This is a genomic window from Glutamicibacter sp. NPDC087831 (assembly GCF_044742845.1).
In the GTDB taxonomy this organism is placed as follows: domain Bacteria; phylum Actinomycetota; class Actinomycetes; order Actinomycetales; family Micrococcaceae; genus Glutamicibacter.
On record NZ_JBIUVH010000001.1, the window covers coordinates 583,417 to 600,747 of the forward strand.

12 protein-coding genes are annotated in these 17,331 nt (G+C 59.8%); 8 read left to right on the top strand and 4 right to left on the bottom strand.

Annotated features, from left to right (window positions below; genetic code table 11):
* Positions 1 to 116 precede the first annotated feature (116 nt).
* Positions 117 to 1,631 (bottom strand): leucyl aminopeptidase, encoded by a 1,515-nt coding sequence (locus tag ACIOJF_RS02820; RefSeq protein WP_105656772.1) that lies wholly within the window; start codon positions 1,629 to 1,631, stop codon positions 117 to 119.
* 254 nt (positions 1,632 to 1,885) lie between these two features.
* Here ACIOJF_RS02820 and ACIOJF_RS02825 point away from each other — a divergent pair, with 254 nt between their 5' ends.
* The 4 genes from ACIOJF_RS02825 to ACIOJF_RS02840 all read left to right on the top strand — a co-directional run bounded on the left by ACIOJF_RS02825 (position 1,886) and on the right by ACIOJF_RS02840 (position 6,762).
* Positions 1,886 to 2,848, top strand: a complete 963-nt coding sequence (locus tag ACIOJF_RS02825; RefSeq protein ID WP_402741162.1) for a proteasome assembly chaperone family protein — start codon at positions 1,886 to 1,888, stop codon at positions 2,846 to 2,848.
* Positions 2,845 to 4,107 (top strand): nitrate/nitrite transporter, encoded by a 1,263-nt coding sequence (locus ACIOJF_RS02830; RefSeq protein ID WP_105656770.1) that lies wholly within the window; start codon positions 2,845 to 2,847, stop codon positions 4,105 to 4,107. The genes ACIOJF_RS02825 and ACIOJF_RS02830 overlap by 4 nt, the downstream gene beginning before the upstream one ends.
* 85 nt (positions 4,108 to 4,192) lie before the next feature.
* Positions 4,193 to 5,296, top strand: a complete 1,104-nt coding sequence (locus ACIOJF_RS02835) for a DUF4192 family protein (protein WP_402741163.1) — start codon at positions 4,193 to 4,195, stop codon at positions 5,294 to 5,296.
* Positions 5,297 to 5,550: 254 nt separating this feature from the next.
* Positions 5,551 to 6,762: an RNA polymerase sigma factor gene (locus tag ACIOJF_RS02840; protein WP_332485997.1), complete on the top strand. Its 1,212-nt coding sequence runs from the start codon at positions 5,551 to 5,553 to the stop codon at positions 6,760 to 6,762.
* Positions 6,763 to 6,887: 125 nt separating this feature from the next.
* Here the strand turns inward: ACIOJF_RS02840 and ACIOJF_RS02845 are convergent, their stop codons facing one another.
* Positions 6,888 to 7,112, bottom strand: a complete 225-nt coding sequence (locus tag ACIOJF_RS02845) for a hypothetical protein (protein ID WP_105656767.1) — start codon at positions 7,110 to 7,112, stop codon at positions 6,888 to 6,890.
* A gap of 221 nt (positions 7,113 to 7,333) precedes the next feature.
* Here ACIOJF_RS02845 and ACIOJF_RS02850 point away from each other — a divergent pair, with 221 nt between their 5' ends.
* On the top strand, positions 7,334 to 9,442 hold the full coding sequence (locus ACIOJF_RS02850; RefSeq protein WP_105656859.1) for a type IIA DNA topoisomerase subunit B: 2,109 nt from the start codon (positions 7,334 to 7,336) through the stop codon (positions 9,440 to 9,442).
* 70 nt (positions 9,443 to 9,512) lie between these two features.
* Here the strand turns inward: ACIOJF_RS02850 and ACIOJF_RS02855 are convergent, their stop codons facing one another.
* Together ACIOJF_RS02855 and ACIOJF_RS02860 are read right to left on the bottom strand one after the other, a co-directional pair.
* A complete protein-coding gene (locus tag ACIOJF_RS02855) occupies positions 9,513 to 10,475 on the bottom strand; it encodes a M56 family metallopeptidase (RefSeq protein WP_105656766.1) in 963 nt (320 codons plus the stop codon).
* Between the two features lie 23 nt (positions 10,476 to 10,498).
* Positions 10,499 to 10,870, bottom strand: a complete 372-nt coding sequence (locus ACIOJF_RS02860) for a BlaI/MecI/CopY family transcriptional regulator (RefSeq protein ID WP_402741370.1) — start codon at positions 10,868 to 10,870, stop codon at positions 10,499 to 10,501.
* A gap of 397 nt (positions 10,871 to 11,267) precedes the next feature.
* Between ACIOJF_RS02860 and ACIOJF_RS02865 the strand changes: the two genes are divergently transcribed.
* From ACIOJF_RS02865 to cydC, 3 genes are read left to right on the top strand one after another with little or no spacing between them, the layout of a single operon-like run.
* Complete coding sequence (locus tag ACIOJF_RS02865) at positions 11,268 to 12,866, top strand: cytochrome ubiquinol oxidase subunit I (protein WP_105656765.1); 1,599 nt, start codon at positions 11,268 to 11,270, stop codon at positions 12,864 to 12,866.
* 24 nt (positions 12,867 to 12,890) lie between these two features.
* Complete coding sequence (gene cydB / locus ACIOJF_RS02870; RefSeq protein ID WP_105656764.1) at positions 12,891 to 13,916, top strand: cytochrome d ubiquinol oxidase subunit II; 1,026 nt, start codon at positions 12,891 to 12,893, stop codon at positions 13,914 to 13,916.
* Between the two features lie 27 nt (positions 13,917 to 13,943).
* Complete coding sequence (gene cydC, locus ACIOJF_RS02875) at positions 13,944 to 17,273, top strand: thiol reductant ABC exporter subunit CydC (protein ID WP_402741164.1); 3,330 nt, start codon at positions 13,944 to 13,946, stop codon at positions 17,271 to 17,273.
* The last annotated feature ends 58 nt before the right edge of the window (positions 17,274 to 17,331 follow it).

The window sequence follows — 17,331 nt, forward strand, 5'->3', positions numbered from 1 at the left end:
AAAAGTCAGGTATGTCTCTTATTTTTAAACTCATCCCGGCATCGTGCAGATAGTTCTGGCGATACCGGGATGAGTTCCAGGACACAGGAACTGCCATTAGTCCTGCGTTGCTGCGGCTAGTTTGCTGCAGCGAGCTGCTCTGCGTAGGCAACCAGGGTGCGTACCTGGGAGCCGGTGCCGTTCTTCGGAGTGTAGCCCCAGGCGCTGCCTTCGTTGAACGCAGGACCAGCGAAGTCGATGTGGGCCCAAGGGATCTTCTTGCCGTCCACTTCACCGACAAACTCTTCGAGGAACACGGCGGCAGTCATCATGCCGCCCATGCGCTCACCGATGTTCGCCAGATCGGCAACCTGCGACTCGATGGACGGGCGCAGCTCCTCCGGAAGCGGCATGGCCCAAGCCAATTCGCCCACCTTGTCCGAGACGGCAACCAAGTCGCTGGCGACCTGCTTGTCGCCCATGACACCTGCGGTGCGCAGGCCCAGGGCCAGCATCTGGGCGCCGGTCAGCGTAGCGATGTCGATCATGACATCCGGCTTCTCCAAGCTGGCAGCTGCCAGGCCATCGGCCATGACCAAGCGGCCTTCGGCGTCGGTATTGAGCACTTCAACGGTCTTGCCGCCGAACATGGTCAGCACATCGCCCGGACGGGTCGAGGCGCCGCCAGGCATGTTTTCTGCCAGGCACAGCCAGGCAGTGACCTTGACATTCAGGCCAAGCTCGGCGACTGCGGCAACGGTCTGGAAAACCGCGGCGGCACCGGACATGTCGGACTTCATGGCGTGCATGCCGGCAGCAGGCTTCAGCGAGGTGCCACCGGTGTCGAAGGTAATGCCCTTGCCGATCAAGGCGATGTGCTTGGCGGCCTTCGACGGCGCGTATTCGATCTTGACCATGCGCGGCTGGCGAACCGAACCGCCGCCAACACCGATCAGGCCGCCGAAGCCGTCCTTAGCAAGGCGCTTCTCGTCGAAAATGGTGACCTTCAGCGGCAGGGACTTGGAGTGGTCCTTCACTGCTGCGGCGAAGGACTCCGGGTACAGCACGTTGGCTGGGGCGTTGATCAGATCGCGGGTGCCGCGTACTGCGCGGCCCAGGATGGCAGCGCGCTTGAGTACTGCTGGCAGGTCCTTGGACGTCGCTACCGAGGTGACGATCTGGGCTTCGGCCAGTACCGGCTTCTCGCTCTTCTTCGAACGGTGGTTCTCGTAGCGGTAGCTGCCCAGCGCGATGCCTTCTGCGATGGCGGCCACGCGCTCCACGCTGTCAGCAGGCAGGGCGAAAATGGCGCTCTTGGCGTTGCTCAGCTGGCGGGCAGCCGAACCGGCGGCACGGCGCAGCTTCTCCTCGGTCAGATCAGCTAGCTCGTCAACGCCCAGGCCGATGAACTGCAAGGTCTTGGTCTTGGCACCGTCTACGCCTGGCAGCGCGGTGATTTCGTCGGCCTTCCCGGCAACGCCCAAAGCTGAAAGCGACTGCTCCAGGGAAGTGGTGGTTTCGGCGGTGAATGGGGATGCCGCGATGGACACCTTCTCGCCGTTCTTGAGTACACCCAGGATGAGGGTGTCAGCGCTCTTGCGCTTGATGTCGGCGCCAATGGCGCTCAAAGTGAGATCACTGGAGTTGATCACAAAATCATTCCTTCTATGCCTTTGTAGGGTCTAAGGTCGCGACAGCCCCTGTGGTTTTCCGGAACAGGTCATGCCGGCGGGCTGTGCGTCTCCTACCCCAAGGTTATCCGAGGTTCCGCGTCATCGTGCGTTACTTCACAGCGAGCGAAAGCCAAGTAGCGATAAGATGGACCATTGATCTGTACTTGAAGTGCAGTCCCAGCCGATGGTTGCCGCTCCCGCTTTGCCGGATGCCGACCCTGAATGAGGAGAAAATGTCCAAGGAATCGTTGATGACGCTGGTCGCAGACGACTTGGATGACTCGCGCCTTCAAGGTCTTGGCATGTTCGTCTCGCTGAAGAGCATCAGCGATGCCGGGCATAACCATTCGCAGGTCTCCAACGAGCTTTTCGGACGCCTCGACTCGGAGCTCTTCGCCACTTTCGACGCCGATGAGCTGATCGCCTACACCTCCCAGCGCCCGCGGGTCTCTTTCCTGGGTGACCACTTCGCTGGATACCAGGCTCCACGCATGGAGATCTACCTGATGACCGATGAGATGGACCGCAAGTTCTGGTTCCTCACCGGTGTAGAACCCGACTTGAAGTGGGAACGCGTGATCGCGGAACTGCATTCCTTCATTGAAGCCTTCAACGTATCGCTGGTTGTGGGGACCGCATCGTTGCCGATGCCGGTGCCGCATACCCGCCCGGTAGGCGTTACCGCACATGGAAACCGCAAGGATCTGATCGAGAACATCTCGACGTGGAGCCCTACGGTGGAATCGCCAGCAGGTCTGGCCTCGCTGCTTGAAATTCGCCTGAGCGAAGCTGGCCGTGATGTCGTGGGATACTCCATGCACACCCCGCACTACCTCGCCGAATCCGAGTACCCGGCCGTTGCCGTTGCGACGCTGGAATACGTAGGAGCGGCACTGAAGCTGGCTTTGCCAACGGACAAGCTGCGTGAGGCAGGTCGACTGGTCGACCAGCAGCTAGCCGAACAGCTTGAAACCAATAGCGATGTTCGCCAAATGGTCGACGGATTCGAAGAACGGTTCGATGCGCATGCCAAAGAGCATGAACCGCGCTCGCTGTTGCTGGATGAAGACGAGCAGATGGCGGATGCCGAGGAATTGGGCGCCAGCGCCGAGCATTTCCTTGCGGCCATTGAGAACACTGAAGATTGGTTGAAAAACGGTCACATCGAACCGTTGCCAGGTGATCACGACCAGTGAGCCAGGCCCATCTGAATTCACCAAAGTCGTGGGTTGTCTTCGGCTTCGCAATTCTTGCCTACATTTCTGCAATTTCGCAGCGCACCAGCTTCGGCGTCGCTGGCATCCAAGCCACCGAACGATTTGATGCCAGCGCGCAGATTTTGGCGACCTTCTCCGTCGTGCAGCTGGTTGTCTATGCCGGCGCGCAGGTGCCCGTAGGGCTGCTGCTGGATAAATTCGGTCCGCGCATCCTGATTACCTGCGGCGCCCTGCTGATGGCCGCAGGTCAAGCGTTCCTTGCGATTTCAGTCAACGTCCCCATGGGGTTGGCCGGGCGCGTCATGGTTGGCATGGGCGATGCGATGGTCTTCGTATCGGTGCTCAAGCTGTTGCCCCTATGGTTCTCCGGCTCGCGAATCCCGGTGCTGACCCAGCTCACCGGTACCTTCGGCCAGCTCGGCCAGCTCATCAGCCTCTTTCCTTTCCATATGATCTTGCTGGGCGTCGGCTGGTCCGCGGCGTTCTCGGTCATGTCCGGTTTCGCTTTTGCCACCTTCATCACCACGATCGCTTTCGTGCGCAATGGCAGGACCTGGGAAGGGTCCGGCCAGGGGGAGCAGGAGACCGGCTCGCGGATCGCCCGGGCCTGGAAACAGCCAGGAACCCGTTTGGGGTTCTGGACCCACTTCTCCACGGCATTCATGATCAACACCTTCATGATGACCTGGGGCTATCCTTTCCTTGTCGAAGGCCAAGGCATAGACGGTGCGCTGGCATCGGGCTTGATGGCGGTGTTCGTTGTCGTTTCCATCGTGGTGGGACCGATCCTCGGCGCCCTGACCTCGCGCCATGCCAGCCAGCGTTCCAACTTTGCCCTGGGCATTGTCGGCTCAATCCTGGTGATGTGGGCAGTTGTCCTATTCTGGCCAGGGCAGGCCCCGCTATGGATTCTGGTGCTATTGATGATCGCCATTGCCGCCGGTGGCCCGGCCTCCGTAATCGGCTTCGACTTCGCCCGAACGTTCAACCCGCCGCAGGTGCTGGGAACGGCCACCGGCCTGGTGAACACCGGCGGGTTCATAGGTGCCTTTGTCACGATCTACGTCATCGGATTCATCATGGACATGCTGTATAAGGCCAACGGCTCGGTGGGCGAGCTCTACAATCTTCAGGCCTTCCGCGTGGCCCTGTCAGTCCAGTTCGCCATGGCATTGCTCGGTATGGTGTTCATGGTCGTTGAACGCCGCAAGGCGCGCCGCTTCCTCGCCGAGCAGTAAGCCCGCACCGGGGCGATCCGAAAGGTTCTCCACAGCTCGCAGCCTCTGACCTCATGCGCCTAGCGCAGCGTTGCACCGTGGAGCCATGACAACTACACCGGAACGCCACCCTCTCTCGCTGTCCAGTTGCGAAGACATCTTGGCGTATGTGCCCCATGCCCTAGGTTTCTATCCTCAGAATTCGGCCGTGCTGATGCTGATAGACGAGGACCATCTGGAAGCGACCTTGCGAGTTGATCTGCCCGAGGAAAACACCGCGGCGGAGCGCGGGACGTGGACCGCGCAGCTGCTGAGCCTGCTAGAACGAATGCCCCATATCCAAGGGGTGGTTCTGGTGGTCTATGCGCCCGAAGGAACGTCGGACGGCTCCGGTATTCCCTACGCGGATCTGGTCGCGCAGCTAGAGCAGGGGCTGACAAGCAAAAAGGTCTTGCTGCGTCACAGCTGGTGCCGGCAGGATCGTGTGGTCTGGAACTACGCGACCGATGATTACGCAGAGCCGACCCCCGTGCGCCCGGTGGAAACGAACGAAACGCATTTGTCGTTGGTCTTCGCCGGGTCGGCTCCGTTGGACATTCCATGGGACGGTAGCGGAATCCCGCAATGGCCGCAGGCTGCTGAGATCCTGAAGATCATCTCGAATCAGCAGCACAACGTCGTCAACTGCTTGGAAGCGTGGCTGCAGACCATGGATCTGGCTGAGCCGGAAGCCCGGGCCTGGATTCACGATGAGCATGAGCACGCCGCATTGCTACTGGGTTCCTTGGAAGTGAAAATCGTGCGTGACCTTCTTCCGTACCTGGCTGGTCAAGGACTCGAAGCATCACTGGATGTGCTGTTCGGCGTGATGCGCGGGGATCGCGAAGCTGCCGCCGCGCCGTTGACCAACTATTTGCTGGGACGTGGTTGGCATGCTCCGGACTGGCAGCGGATTGACCGGTTGTGGCTGGTCGCCAGAGACCTGCTCGGCGTTGCTGAAGGCAACGCGCGGCAGGCCCTGCTGTGCATTCTTGCGTGGATCGAGTGGGCGCGAGGCAGGGGAACCATGGCGTTGTGCCTGTTGGGGCGAGCGGTCGAGGAAAACCCGAATTACGAGCTGGCCAGGCTGCTGCAAAAGCTGATGTCCCATGGAATCATGCCAGAATGGGCGACCGACCAATTGCGGGCATGGCGTGCTAGTTTCAGCTGAGCAGCAACAACCGGAGTGTCTCAAGTGGTGTCCTGGTGGCAATTCATGGATAATGGGACAACAGACCCGGTTAGGTTCGAATTGCCTATGTCTTGAAATCCCCGGATTTCGGGAACATTAGGCGGGCTTGATGCGTTGATATCAATGTGCCAGCCCTCGGTGTTTAGTCAATGATTAAACGCCATCGGACTTGACAGGGTCATAGTGGTGTTACCGGCAGGTGCATCCGGAACGCATCGTTAGAAAGGTTATTCGTGTCATCTTCTGAGACGAACGCTAATCGCAAAGCAACTGAGGCCGAGGTTGAAGCGGCCGAGGTCGAGGCAGCCGCCCCTGCAGCGAAGAAGCGCGCTACCAAGGCCAAGCCTCGGACTAAAAAGGTCGCTGCTGAAACTGCAGCGCAAGACGAATCAACCGGAGCGTCGGCTGACGCCGATGACGATGTTGAGCAAGGCACCGATTCGAAGGACTCGAAGTCTGACGATGATTCGAAGGGCTTCACCCTTTCAACCGGTGACGATGATGCTCCACAGCAGCAGGTCATGGTCGCTGGAGCGACCGCTGACCCAGTCAAGGATTACCTGAAGCAGATCGGCAAGGTCGCGCTGCTGAACGCTGAGCAGGAAGTTGACTTGGCTCTGCGCATCGAAGCGGGCCTGTTCGCAACTGACAAGTTGGAAAAGGACGACGGCTCGATGGACCAGCGCTTGCGCTGGGACTATGAGCAGATCATCCACGACGGCAAGATCGCCAAGAACCACTTGCTGGAAGCCAACCTTCGCCTCGTAGTTTCGCTGGCCAAGCGCTACACCGGCCGCGGCATGCTGTTCCTGGACCTGATCCAGGAAGGCAACCTTGGCCTGATCCGTGCAGTGGAGAAATTCGACTACACCAAGGGCTTCAAGTTCTCGACCTACGCCACCTGGTGGATCCGCCAGGCAATTACCCGTGCCATGGCTGACCAGGCACGTACCATTCGTATTCCAGTGCACATGGTTGAAGTCATCAACAAGCTGGCACGTGTCCAGCGCCAGATGCTCCAGGACCTGGGCCGCGAACCAACCCCAGAAGAGCTGGCCAAGGAATTGGACATGACCCCTGAAAAGGTTGTCGAAGTCCAGAAGTATGGTCGCGAACCAATTTCCTTGCACACCCCATTGGGTGAAGACGGCGACTCCGAATTCGGTGACCTCATTGAAGACTCGGAAGCAGTAGTCCCAGCCGATGCAGTTTCGTTCACCTTGTTGCAGGAGCAGCTCCACTCGGTGCTCGACACGCTCTCAGAGCGTGAAGCAGGCGTGGTGGCCATGCGCTTCGGCCTGACCGATGGCCAGCCTAAGACCTTGGATGAAATCGGCAAGGTCTACGGTGTGACTCGTGAACGCATTCGCCAGATCGAGTCCAAGACGATGTCCAAGCTTCGTCACCCATCGCGTTCCCAGGTACTGCGCGATTACCTAGACTAAGAATCTGAGGATGTGGCCAGTAGTTCATTCATTGAACTGCTGGCCACATTTTTATTTGCCGTTAATGCAAGAAGAAGGTGACCCAGAATTGGGTCACCTTCTCGAATTAGTGGCTGGCAACGAGTTTAGTCGTTGGCGTCCACCTTGGGCTTTTCATAGAGTCGCGAGGACTCATCCTGCCAGACCGAAGTCTGCGGACGCAGTTTCGGTTCTACATCGCGGGCATGGTGAGCGCAGAAGAGCAACTCACCGCCTGTCGAAGCCAGCACGGCTCGCACGTAGGCCTGTGCGCCGCAGCGGTCGCACCGGTCGAGGGCGTTCAGTTCACGACTAGCGGTCGTAGTAGTCATTGCCAGCCTCCTAAAGTTGATGGTTACTCTATACAACCAGCTTGGGCTCCGACTTTATCCCGATTTGCCTGTTCTTTCGCTCACCGCGTAGCGCATGTGGATAAGGTCATAGGAGACCGGCGTGCTGGGCAGCACCGGAAAATAGCGGGTATTCGAACACATTAACGATTAGAATATGGAATAAGACGTACTTTCTCATGCAAGTAGGAGACAACAGCTCAGTGGCTTCATCCGACAATTACAGCGCCCGGCACCTTTCGGTCTTGGAAGGCCTGGAAGCGGTTCGTAAGCGCCCAGGCATGTACATCGGCTCCACCGACTCCCGTGGCTTGATGCATTGCCTCTGGGAGATCATCGATAACTCAGTTGACGAAGCGCTGGGCGGTTTCGGCCAGGCAATTGACGTCATCTTGCACTCTGACGGCTCCGTTGAAGTCCAGGATGACGGCCGCGGCATTCCTGTCGATGTTGAACCCAAGACAGGCTTGAGCGGTTTGGAAGTTGTCTTCACCAAGCTGCACGCCGGCGGCAAGTTCGGTGGCGGCTCCTACAGTGCTTCGGGCGGTCTGCACGGCGTGGGCGCCTCGGTCGTCAACGCCTTGTCGGCCCGTTTGGACGTCGAAGTTGACCGCGGCGGCAAGACCTACGGCCTGCAGTTCCGTCGTGGAGAGCCAGGCAAATTTACCGATAAGGGCCGCAAGAAAGCGGACGCTTCTTTCAAGGCTCATGAGACGGCGACGGCTCCGGGCGTTATCGGCAAAGCCAAGCGGGGCGTGACTGGAACGCGCATTCGCTACTGGGCGGATAACCATATCTTCACCCCGGATGCGAAGTTCTCCTATAAGGATTTGCAGGATCGAGCGCGCCAGACCTCCTTCTTGGTTCCTGGGTTGCGCATCACCCTGCGCGATGAACGTGGATTACCGGATACCCCGGGTGCGGACGGGCCTCATGAGGAAGTGTTCCAGCATGATGGCGGCATCAGCGAGTTCGTCGACTATCTGAGCAGCGACTCGCCGGTCACGGACATCTGGCGTTTCCATGGCAGCGGATCGTTCCATGAAAAGGTTCCGGTCATCGATGGCAGTGGTCGCAGCCATATTGAAGATGTGCAGCGTGTCTGCGAAGTTGACGTCGCGGTGCGTTGGGGAATCGGCTACGAAACCTCGCTGCGCAGCTTCGTGAATATCATTGCGACCCCCAAGGGCGGTACGCATACTGCCGGCTTCGAACAGGCCATGCTCAAGTCCTTCCGCAAGAACGTGGAGGCCAATGCGCGGAAGCTCAAGTTCGGCCAGAAGGACAAGCTGGAGAAGGACGACGTGCTGGCGGGCATGACTGCCGTGCTGACCGTCCGACTGGCAGAGCCGCAGTTCGAAGGGCAGACCAAGGAAATTTTGGGTACACCGCAGGTGCGCCAGATTGTTTCCAAGGTGCTGGAGAAGGCACTCAACGACCGACTGGGATCCAATAAGCGCAACGAGAAGGCTGAAGCGTCCACGCTGCTGGAGAAGGTCGTCAACGAGATGAAATCTCGCGTGTCGGCACGTATGCACAAGGAAACCCAGCGTCGCAAGACCGCTTTGGAGTCTTCTTCGCTGCCAACCAAACTGCTCGATTGCCGCAGCAAGGAAGTTGGAAAGTCTGAACTGTTCATCGTCGAGGGCGACAGCGCATTGGGCACTGCCCGTCTCGCGCGCTCCAGCGAGTACCAGGCGCTGCTGCCAATTCGAGGCAAGATCCTCAACGTGCAAAAAGCCTCGATTTCGGACATGCTCTCGAACGCGGAGTGCGCAGCGATGATCCAGGTGATTGGGGCCGGTTCGGGGCGCAGCTTCGACATTGAGCAAGCCCGATACGGCAAGATCATCTTGATGACTGATGCTGATGTTGACGGTGCGCACATTCGGACATTGCTGTTGACGTTGTTCTATCGCTACATGCGTCCCATGATCGAGCACGGTCGCGTCTATGCAGCGGTTCCGCCGCTGCACCGCATTGAGGTGATCAATCCGGGGTCGAAGCAGAATGAGGTTATCTACACCTACTCTGAGGCGGAAATGACCAAGCTGCTGGCCAACTTGGAGAAGGAAGGCCGACGCTACAAGGAGCCGATCCAGCGCTATAAGGGCCTAGGCGAAATGGACGCGGACCAGCTGGCTGAAACCACCATGGACCTGCGTCATCGTATGCTGCGCCGTGTCGGCATCGAGCATGCGCAGGCAGCCGAGGAGGTCTTTGATCTGCTGATGGGCTCCGACGTAGCGCCTCGCAAGAAGTTCATTATCGACGGCGCCGACGATCTTGAACGAGATCGTATCGACGTCTAGAGCAATGCAAACGGCGAAGTCCCTGGCCCTAACGGGGTCCAGGGACTTCGCTGTTTGCGCCAAGAGAGTGCTACCAGTCCAGCAACCGCGGTGCGATGAGCAGGACTGTCGGGCAGATCAGCAACATGATGGTGCTCAGGAGCACTAGTGCGCGCTGCGGGCGGCCCAGCGGATCCTGCGGGGAGAGCAAGCGTTGCAGCCGGCGGGAGGAGACTTCACCATCTGGCATGCCAACTAGGCCGGCACTGGACGAATGATTCTTTGACGACGAATCATCCATTGCTGCGGCGGTGGCGACAGTGACAATGGCTTTGAGCAAAGTGTGCCTATTGACCTTTTCCAGTGCTTTGTCGTCGGCGAGCATTTCTATCAGTTGACGCACTGCGTCGAGGGCAAGGCGTGAAGTCGGTAGCCAAGGCAACGCTTCGTGCCACGCCGTGAATGCCAGGATCAGCAGATCATGCCGTTGATCCAAATGGGAGCGTTCATGGGCAATAACCGCCTGTTGCTCTTCGGCAGAGAGCTGGGTGAGCAATCCGCGCGATAGCACGGTCACCGATTGCGAAATCCCCGGCACGCAATATGCAACAGGCATGTCGTGATCAATCACTAGGGTATTTGGCCGCGTCTGGGACGGGTTGCTCAAGAGGCGCAGCAGATGCCGGTGCTTGGCTCGTTGGCGAGAGATGCGCCAAGCCGCTCGTATGAGGGTTAATACCAGGTGAAATCCGAAGAGCAGTGCTGCGCTCAAGGCGAACAGGTGCACTTCGCCGGGGTCGGGCACACTGGGATCTCCCATTATCAGGAGCCAGCCGCCATGAAGCGCGGAGATGAGGTCATCGCCCAATGGGGCCAAGCCCCAGACAAGCATCGAGCCGATCATGGAAAGTCCACCGCCTAATGCGATGGCTTGCCAAAGGAGTACCGCTTGCACTGGTGAGCGGGCGGTCCATTTAGCCTTGGATAAAGCCAACGGCGTCGGCCACGCCAATGCGATAGCCAACGCCGCTAGGAAATATGAGGTGAGAAGCACTCAGTCCCCGAAGTTCTTCTAAATTATGCGGACTTTACTGAGTCCAAGATAGCACGCAGGGATGCTGCCTCGTCGGGGGAGATGCCTCCGATGAATCGTGCCAGGACTGCTTCACGGTCCTGGGCGGTGCCCAGGGCGTCGTTGAGCAGTCCAACGGTGTGATCCTCACGGGAGGATGAAGCTGCGTACCGGTGAGGGCGGGTAGTGCGCTCGCGCTCTACCAAACCCTTCTTTTCGAGACGGGCTAGCACAGTCAGCACCGTAGTGACTGCGAGTTCTTTCGCGTCGGTGCCAAGCGTCGCCAAATCATCACGAAGGTCATTCGCGGTGAGTGGTTCTGCAGAATCCCACAGAAGATCCATGACGGAGCGTTCCAGATCGCCAAGGCTGGCCACTAGGTCGTACCTCACTTGCATTAGTTTTGACGCGGTTGCTTGACTCATGGAGTGCAAGCACACTGCTTGGGTTCTTAATTGTAGCCATCTTTCCACAATATTTCTACGGCATGTAAAAGAGAGGGGTGAGTACATGCTTTACCCGTTTCGCAATGAGGTGCGAGAATGTCGCGGGTGAAACTTGTTGACTTGGGTTTTTTAAGAACCGTAGACACAACCCTGTCAATAGGCTTAGTATTTGCGCCCACGTGCGCACTGGCGAAGTTTCCAGTTTCTGAAATTGCTCATCGTCTCGATTTCTACACGCTGTCGAAATCGTCTATGGTGGCCTTGGAGAACTTTTCTACGGAACGTAGAAAAGTGATTGAACTTCGATCCCACGATAGTTGAGGAATCCATGGATGCTCTAGAGATTGCCCGCTGGCAATTCGGCATTACGACGGTCTACCACTTCCTGATGGTGCCCCTGACCATTGGACTAGGCCTGACCGTGGCCACGCTGCAAACCATGTGGCATCGCACCGGCAACGAGCACTGGCTGCGAATGACAAAATTCTGGGGCAAGCTTTTCCTGATCAACTTCATCATGGGCATCGCCACGGGCATTGTCCAAGAGTTCCAGTTCGGCATGGCTTGGAGCGAATACAGCCGCTATGTAGGGGACGTATTCGGAGCGCCGTTGGCCATGGAAGCACTGCTGGCCTTTTTCGTAGAATCTACATTCCTGGGGCTCTGGATCTTCGGCTGGAAGAAGCTTCCCAAACGCGTGCACCTGGCAACCATCTGGTGCGCATCCCTGGCAACGATCTTTTCCGCCTACTTCATCCTTGTTGCGAACTCATGGATGCAGCACCCGGTTGGAACGAAAATAGTTGACGGCCGAGCCGTGATGACCGACGCATGGGCGGTGTTCACCAACAACACGGCGCTAGTGACGTTCCCGCACACTATTTTCGGTGCCTTCGCCGTTGCCGGCGGCTTCCTGCTGGGCATCTCATGGTTCCATCTCTACCGCCGACGCAAAGAAGGCATCGACTCGGTGGATGCCAACGGATATGTTGTCGTGGGCGAAGATCCCAGCCGCGGTAAAAGCCGTGACAAGGTGGACTACCAAGTCTGGATCAAGTCCCTGCGCATCGGCGCCGCGGTAGCAATGGTCGCGTTCCTCGGTGTGGCACTGAGCGGGCACGAACAAGCAAAGCTCATGTTCGAGCAGCAGCCGATGAAAATGGCTGCTGCGGAGGCAGCTTGCCACGATGGAACAGGCTTCTCGGTGCTGTCCTTGGGAGATATCACCGCCAAGGGTTCAACCAACTGCGACAACGTCGTAGCGGTTTTCGAAATCCCGGGCATTCTCTCGTATCTGGCCAATGGGGATTTCACCACCGAAATCAAGGGCGTGAACACGCTGATTCCGGAATACCAGGAAAAATACGGCAAGTACTATCCGAACGATGAATCCTTCGGCAAGTACGCAGGCCAGGAAATCAACTACTTGCCAGTGATGGAAGTGACCTACTGGGGCTTCCGCTTGATGATCACCCTCGGCGGGCTCTCGGCATTGGCTGCTGGCGTTGCGCTATGGATCACTCGCAAGGGCACCGTCCCAGAAAACAAATGGCTCTCGCGCCTTGCCCTGCTAGGCATTGCCGCACCCTTCGGCGCAAACGCCACTGGCTGGATTTTCACCGAAATGGGCCGGCAGCCATTCACTGTAGTCCCCAACCCGCAGATGGGTGGCGTGGACCAGGTGTTCATGTACACCGCAGCATCGGTCTCTCCGACAGTGAGCGCAGGAGAACTGCTCTTCTCGCTGATCGCGCTCACGACAATCTACGGTGTGCTGCTGGTCGTGGAACTGGTGCTGCTCAGCCGCTACATTCGTGGCGGCGTGGCATCGGCAATGCCGGAGCTTGAACCGTCAGATCATTCACCAGCGGACGGCCCCTCGGACCCGGACAACGATGACGACGACGTACTGGCCTTCGCCTACTAGCGGCACGGACTAAGGAGAACATCAATGGATTGGCTTCCAACACTTTGGTTCATTGTGATCGCGCTGCTCTGGTGCGGCTATCTCTTCCTCGAAGGCTTTGACCTCGGGGTGGGCATGCTCATCGGTCTCGGCCGTTCCACCGAGAAGCGCAAACGGCTCTTGCTCAATACCATCGGCCCGGTCTGGGATGGCAATGAGGTATGGCTGCTGACCGCCGGCGGTGCGACCTTCGCAGCGTTTCCGCACTGGTACGCCTCGCTGTTCTCGGCCCTCTACATTCCGCTGACCTTTGTCCTGCTGGCGTTGATTTTCCGTGCCGTTGCCATTGAGTACCGAGGCAAGGCGATCACCGCAGCAACCCGGAAAGCTTGGGACCTGGCCTTGGGAATCGGATCGCTGGTGGCCGCCTTCGGTGTCGGTGCCATGCTGGCATTGACCACCTTGGGCCTGCCTTTGAACGAGAACGGCGACCGAATCGGAGGGGCCTTCGCGTGGCTGAACTGGCATGCCGTCCTCGGCGGCGCAGCAGTGGTGGCGTTCTGCTGGATCCATGCGTTGGCATTCCTGCGGTTGAAAACCGACGGAAAAGTCCGCCATGAAGCAGGAAAGCTCGTAGGCCGCTGGCTGCCGCTAGCAATCCTGCCCTTAGTTGCGTGGGTCCTGCTGGTGCTGCTGGACAACGATTCCACCATCGCCTGGGCAGTGTTGGGCCTGGCAGCGGTCTGCCTGGCCATTTCGATAGCCAGCGGCCGCGCTGGGCGCGAGGGACTCTCCTTCATCGCCCTGGGCGCCACCTTGCTCGCCGGGGTCGCAGCGATCTTCACCGCCGCTTACCCGGTAGTGCTGCCATCGACCATCGACCCGGCCTTCGACCTGACCGTGGCTAACGCGTCCAGCACTGCCTACACCCTGAAGCTCATGAGCGTCGTGGCCGCCTTCGGCGTGCCAATGGTCCTGGCGTACCAGGCCTGGAGCTACTGGGTCTTCCGCAAGCGCTTGCGCGAAGAGCACATTCCAGAAACTCATCGAGTCGTCTCCATCATCAAGTAACCGCATTTCCGAGGGAAAGAAGTAGTAATGCCAGCCCCGCGATTCCTGCCGCGTGAACTGATCACGCCACGACAATTCCTGGTTTTGGCGCTGTTCTCCGCGCTCAAAGTCGTCGGGCTGGTATTCGTCGCCTACGCGCTGGGCCAATGGATCGCCACCATGGCCGATGGAGGGGCCAATGAATCGCACCTGCTGATCCTGGCGCTGGCCGGCGCCGCGCTTCGAGCGCTCAGCGCATGGGGATTGAACGCCGGCGCCCGCCGCATGGGCCTGGGCGCGAAGGAACGGCTACGGCTGAACCTGGTGCGCAGGCAAGCCGCGCAACCGGCCATCGTCCCCGCGGCGGAACAGCATTCCATACCGGTCACCGCCACCTTGGCCAGCCATGGCCTTGAGAAGCTCGATGACTACTTCACCAAATTCATTCCTGCGCTCATCGGCGCCCTGGCCGTCCCGCTGCTGCTTGGCCTCTACATTCTGCAGCTGGACTGGATCAGCGCAGTGGTGCTGCTCCTGACGATCCCGCTGGTGCCGGTGTTCATGGCATTGATCGGCATGCACACCCAGGACACCCTCAACGAATCCCAAGCCACCTTGGATCGGCTTGCCCACCAGCTCTACGAACTCGCCCAGGGCTTGCCCGCACTGCTGGGCTTGGGCCGGGCACGGGCGCACGGCAGCGCCATCGCCGCCGTCAGCAGCAAATACCGGGCGGCCACCATGGCCAACCTGAAAACCGTATTCATGTCCAGCTTCTGGCTGGAACTGATCGCAACCCTTTCGGTGGCGGTACTCGCGGTGATGATCGGCGTGAGACTGGTCAGCGGGAATATGGATCTCGCCGCCGGGCTGATAATCCTCATCCTGGCACCCGAGCTGTTCTCGGCACTGCGCGAAGTGGGCTCTGCCTACCATGCGGCCGATGACGGGCTGGCTGCCTACCAGAAGTACACAGCCATCACCGCTGCCACCCCGGTCCATCAGCTTCGTGCCAGCACTGCCAGGAACGCAGATAGCGTCCTGGACGTCGCGGACCTGCGGATCAGCTACGATGGCATGCATCCAATCCACCAAGCCGTGAATATTCAGTTGCGCGCGGGGGAGCGCCTGGTATTGTCCACTGCCAGCGGTTCGGGCAAGAGCACGCTGCTCAAGCTGATCGCCGAGGCGCACAGCAGCGACAACACCTTCGATCCGGCCTTGGCCACCGGGCGGGTCTTCATAGCCGGCCAGCTTGCAGTGATTAGCCAGCATCCGCAATTCAACGCAGCAACCGGCAACGGGCAACTGGACCAGGACGCCCCCGCGGCATCGGCTGAACTGCGCCGAGAGCTCAGCTCCCGGCTATCGATGGAGTCCATGCTCGAGCGCCCGATCGGTGAATATTCACCCGGCGAGCTGCGCCGCCTGGAAGTGCTGCGCGCGTTGCTGCGGGTTCACAGCGACGACCACTGCACCGTGCTGCTGGCCGATGAGCCTACCGCGCACCTCGATGAGCGCAACGCCCAGCAGGTGCGCGAGCTGCTGAGTGAACTTCCAGCCCGCTGCGCGATGCTGGTCGCCAGCCACGACCCCGCCTTCGGGCAGGACGAACGTGCGGGCAGCATAGCGCATGGTGCTGGCCCTGCCCACCGTGAAGAATCCGCGGGCAACCGGTCGCGAGCCACCGGGGCAACGCAGCCTGGCGCCACTGGCCAACGCCCGGTGAAGTCCAAGTTCACCCCGATGCGCGACTTGCTTGCCGGGTACAAAGCTGCCCCCAAGGGCGTGCTCTGGGGGACAGTCAGCGTGCTATGCGCCGTGGCGCTCGCGGCCCTGAGCGGTTGGCTGATCGTTGAAGCCAGCTACCAGCCTCCCATCTTGCACCTGACCGTAGCCTTCGCGATGGTCCGCGGCCTGGGCATCGGACGAGCTGCCTTCCGCTACCTGGAACAGCTCGCGATTCACGACGCGGTGCTGGCCTACGCCTCGGATTTGCGCGAGAAGATGTGGAACGCGATGGTGGCCAACCCCGCACAGTGGGGCTTGCTGAGCCGTTCCTCGGTCATCCTGCGATTCTTGCTGGCCGAGGTCGATGAACTGCGCGACCTATTGGCCCGGGTGCTGTTCCCGCCGCTGCAGGCAATCGTAGTGTGGGTTGCAGCAGCAACGGCCTTGTACTTCATCCAGCCCGAATTCGGATATCTGGCCCTCGGTGCGCTGCTGGTGCTGGTCTTCCCGGTGCGTTGGCTCGTGCAGCGCATTGAAGGCGAACACCTCGTGCATCAGCTCAGCCACCGGATGCAGATGAACCAGAGCGTGCTGGGCATCTTGCGGCACAAGTCCGCACTGCGCAGCAATCAGGCCATGGAACGGACCATTGGCCGGTTCCAGGACGCCGAAGCACGCAATACGCAGCGCGCTCGCCGGCATGCCCTGGGCCAAGGCAGCGCCACGGCCCTGGCCACGTTGACCAGCGTATTGCTTGCCATTGCCATCACCGCGCTATCGCACAGCAGCGCATCGTTTACGGCACTGGCCGTGCTCCTGGGCCTGGCCTTGGGGGAGAGCGCTGGCAATGCCCTGCTGGCGGTGCAGCAGGGGCGGGCGCTGAAGGTACTGTCATCGAAGCTGGAAGAACGCGGCATGCAAAGCCACGGCGCACGAGCAGCGCAGCACAACCCGCCGGTGAAGCAAAGCAGGATCGCCGGCTTCGATGCGCAAGCGCTGAGCCTCGGGTACGAGCAGGGAACGCCAGTTCTGCAGAATCTGAACGCCCGCATCCCGGCAGGGCAATGGACGGCCATTACCGGTCCATCGGGTTCTGGCAAATCGACGTTGCTCACCGCGTTGCTGGGCGCGTTGCCAGCGCAGTCGGGCACGTTGAAGGGCATCGATGCCCGCGGGAACCTGCTGGATCTAGAGCAGGCAGACCTGTCATCGGTTGCGTGGTGCCCGCAAGAGGCGCACCTCTTCGACTCCTCGATTCGCCGGAACCTGATGCTGGGCGTCACTGAAGGCCAGCTGCGCAGCGATGCGCAGCTGGAAGAAGTGCTGGAGCAAGTCGGGCTGTCGGACTGGTTGGCAACACAGCCAGAAGGCCTCGAAGCACGCATCGGTTCCGGCGGGCACCAGCTCTCCGGCGGTCAGCGGTGCAAGCTCGCCGTGGCCCGTGCCATGGTGGGCGGCCACCAGATCATCTTGCTTGATGAACCGACTGCCCATCTGGGGGTGGATGAAGCCCAGGAGCTGCTTTCCACCTTGCATCTCGCCCTTGCCGGACGAACCGTCGTCTTGATCACCCATGACCAGATGCTTGCCGGGCAGTGCACCCACCGCATTGAACTGGGAAGCCAGAAGCCCAGGGTCAGCGCATAGGACTGCGGCGTCGCTTCCACCCACGGATAGGAGGTGGAAACGACGCCGCGTTCAGTTC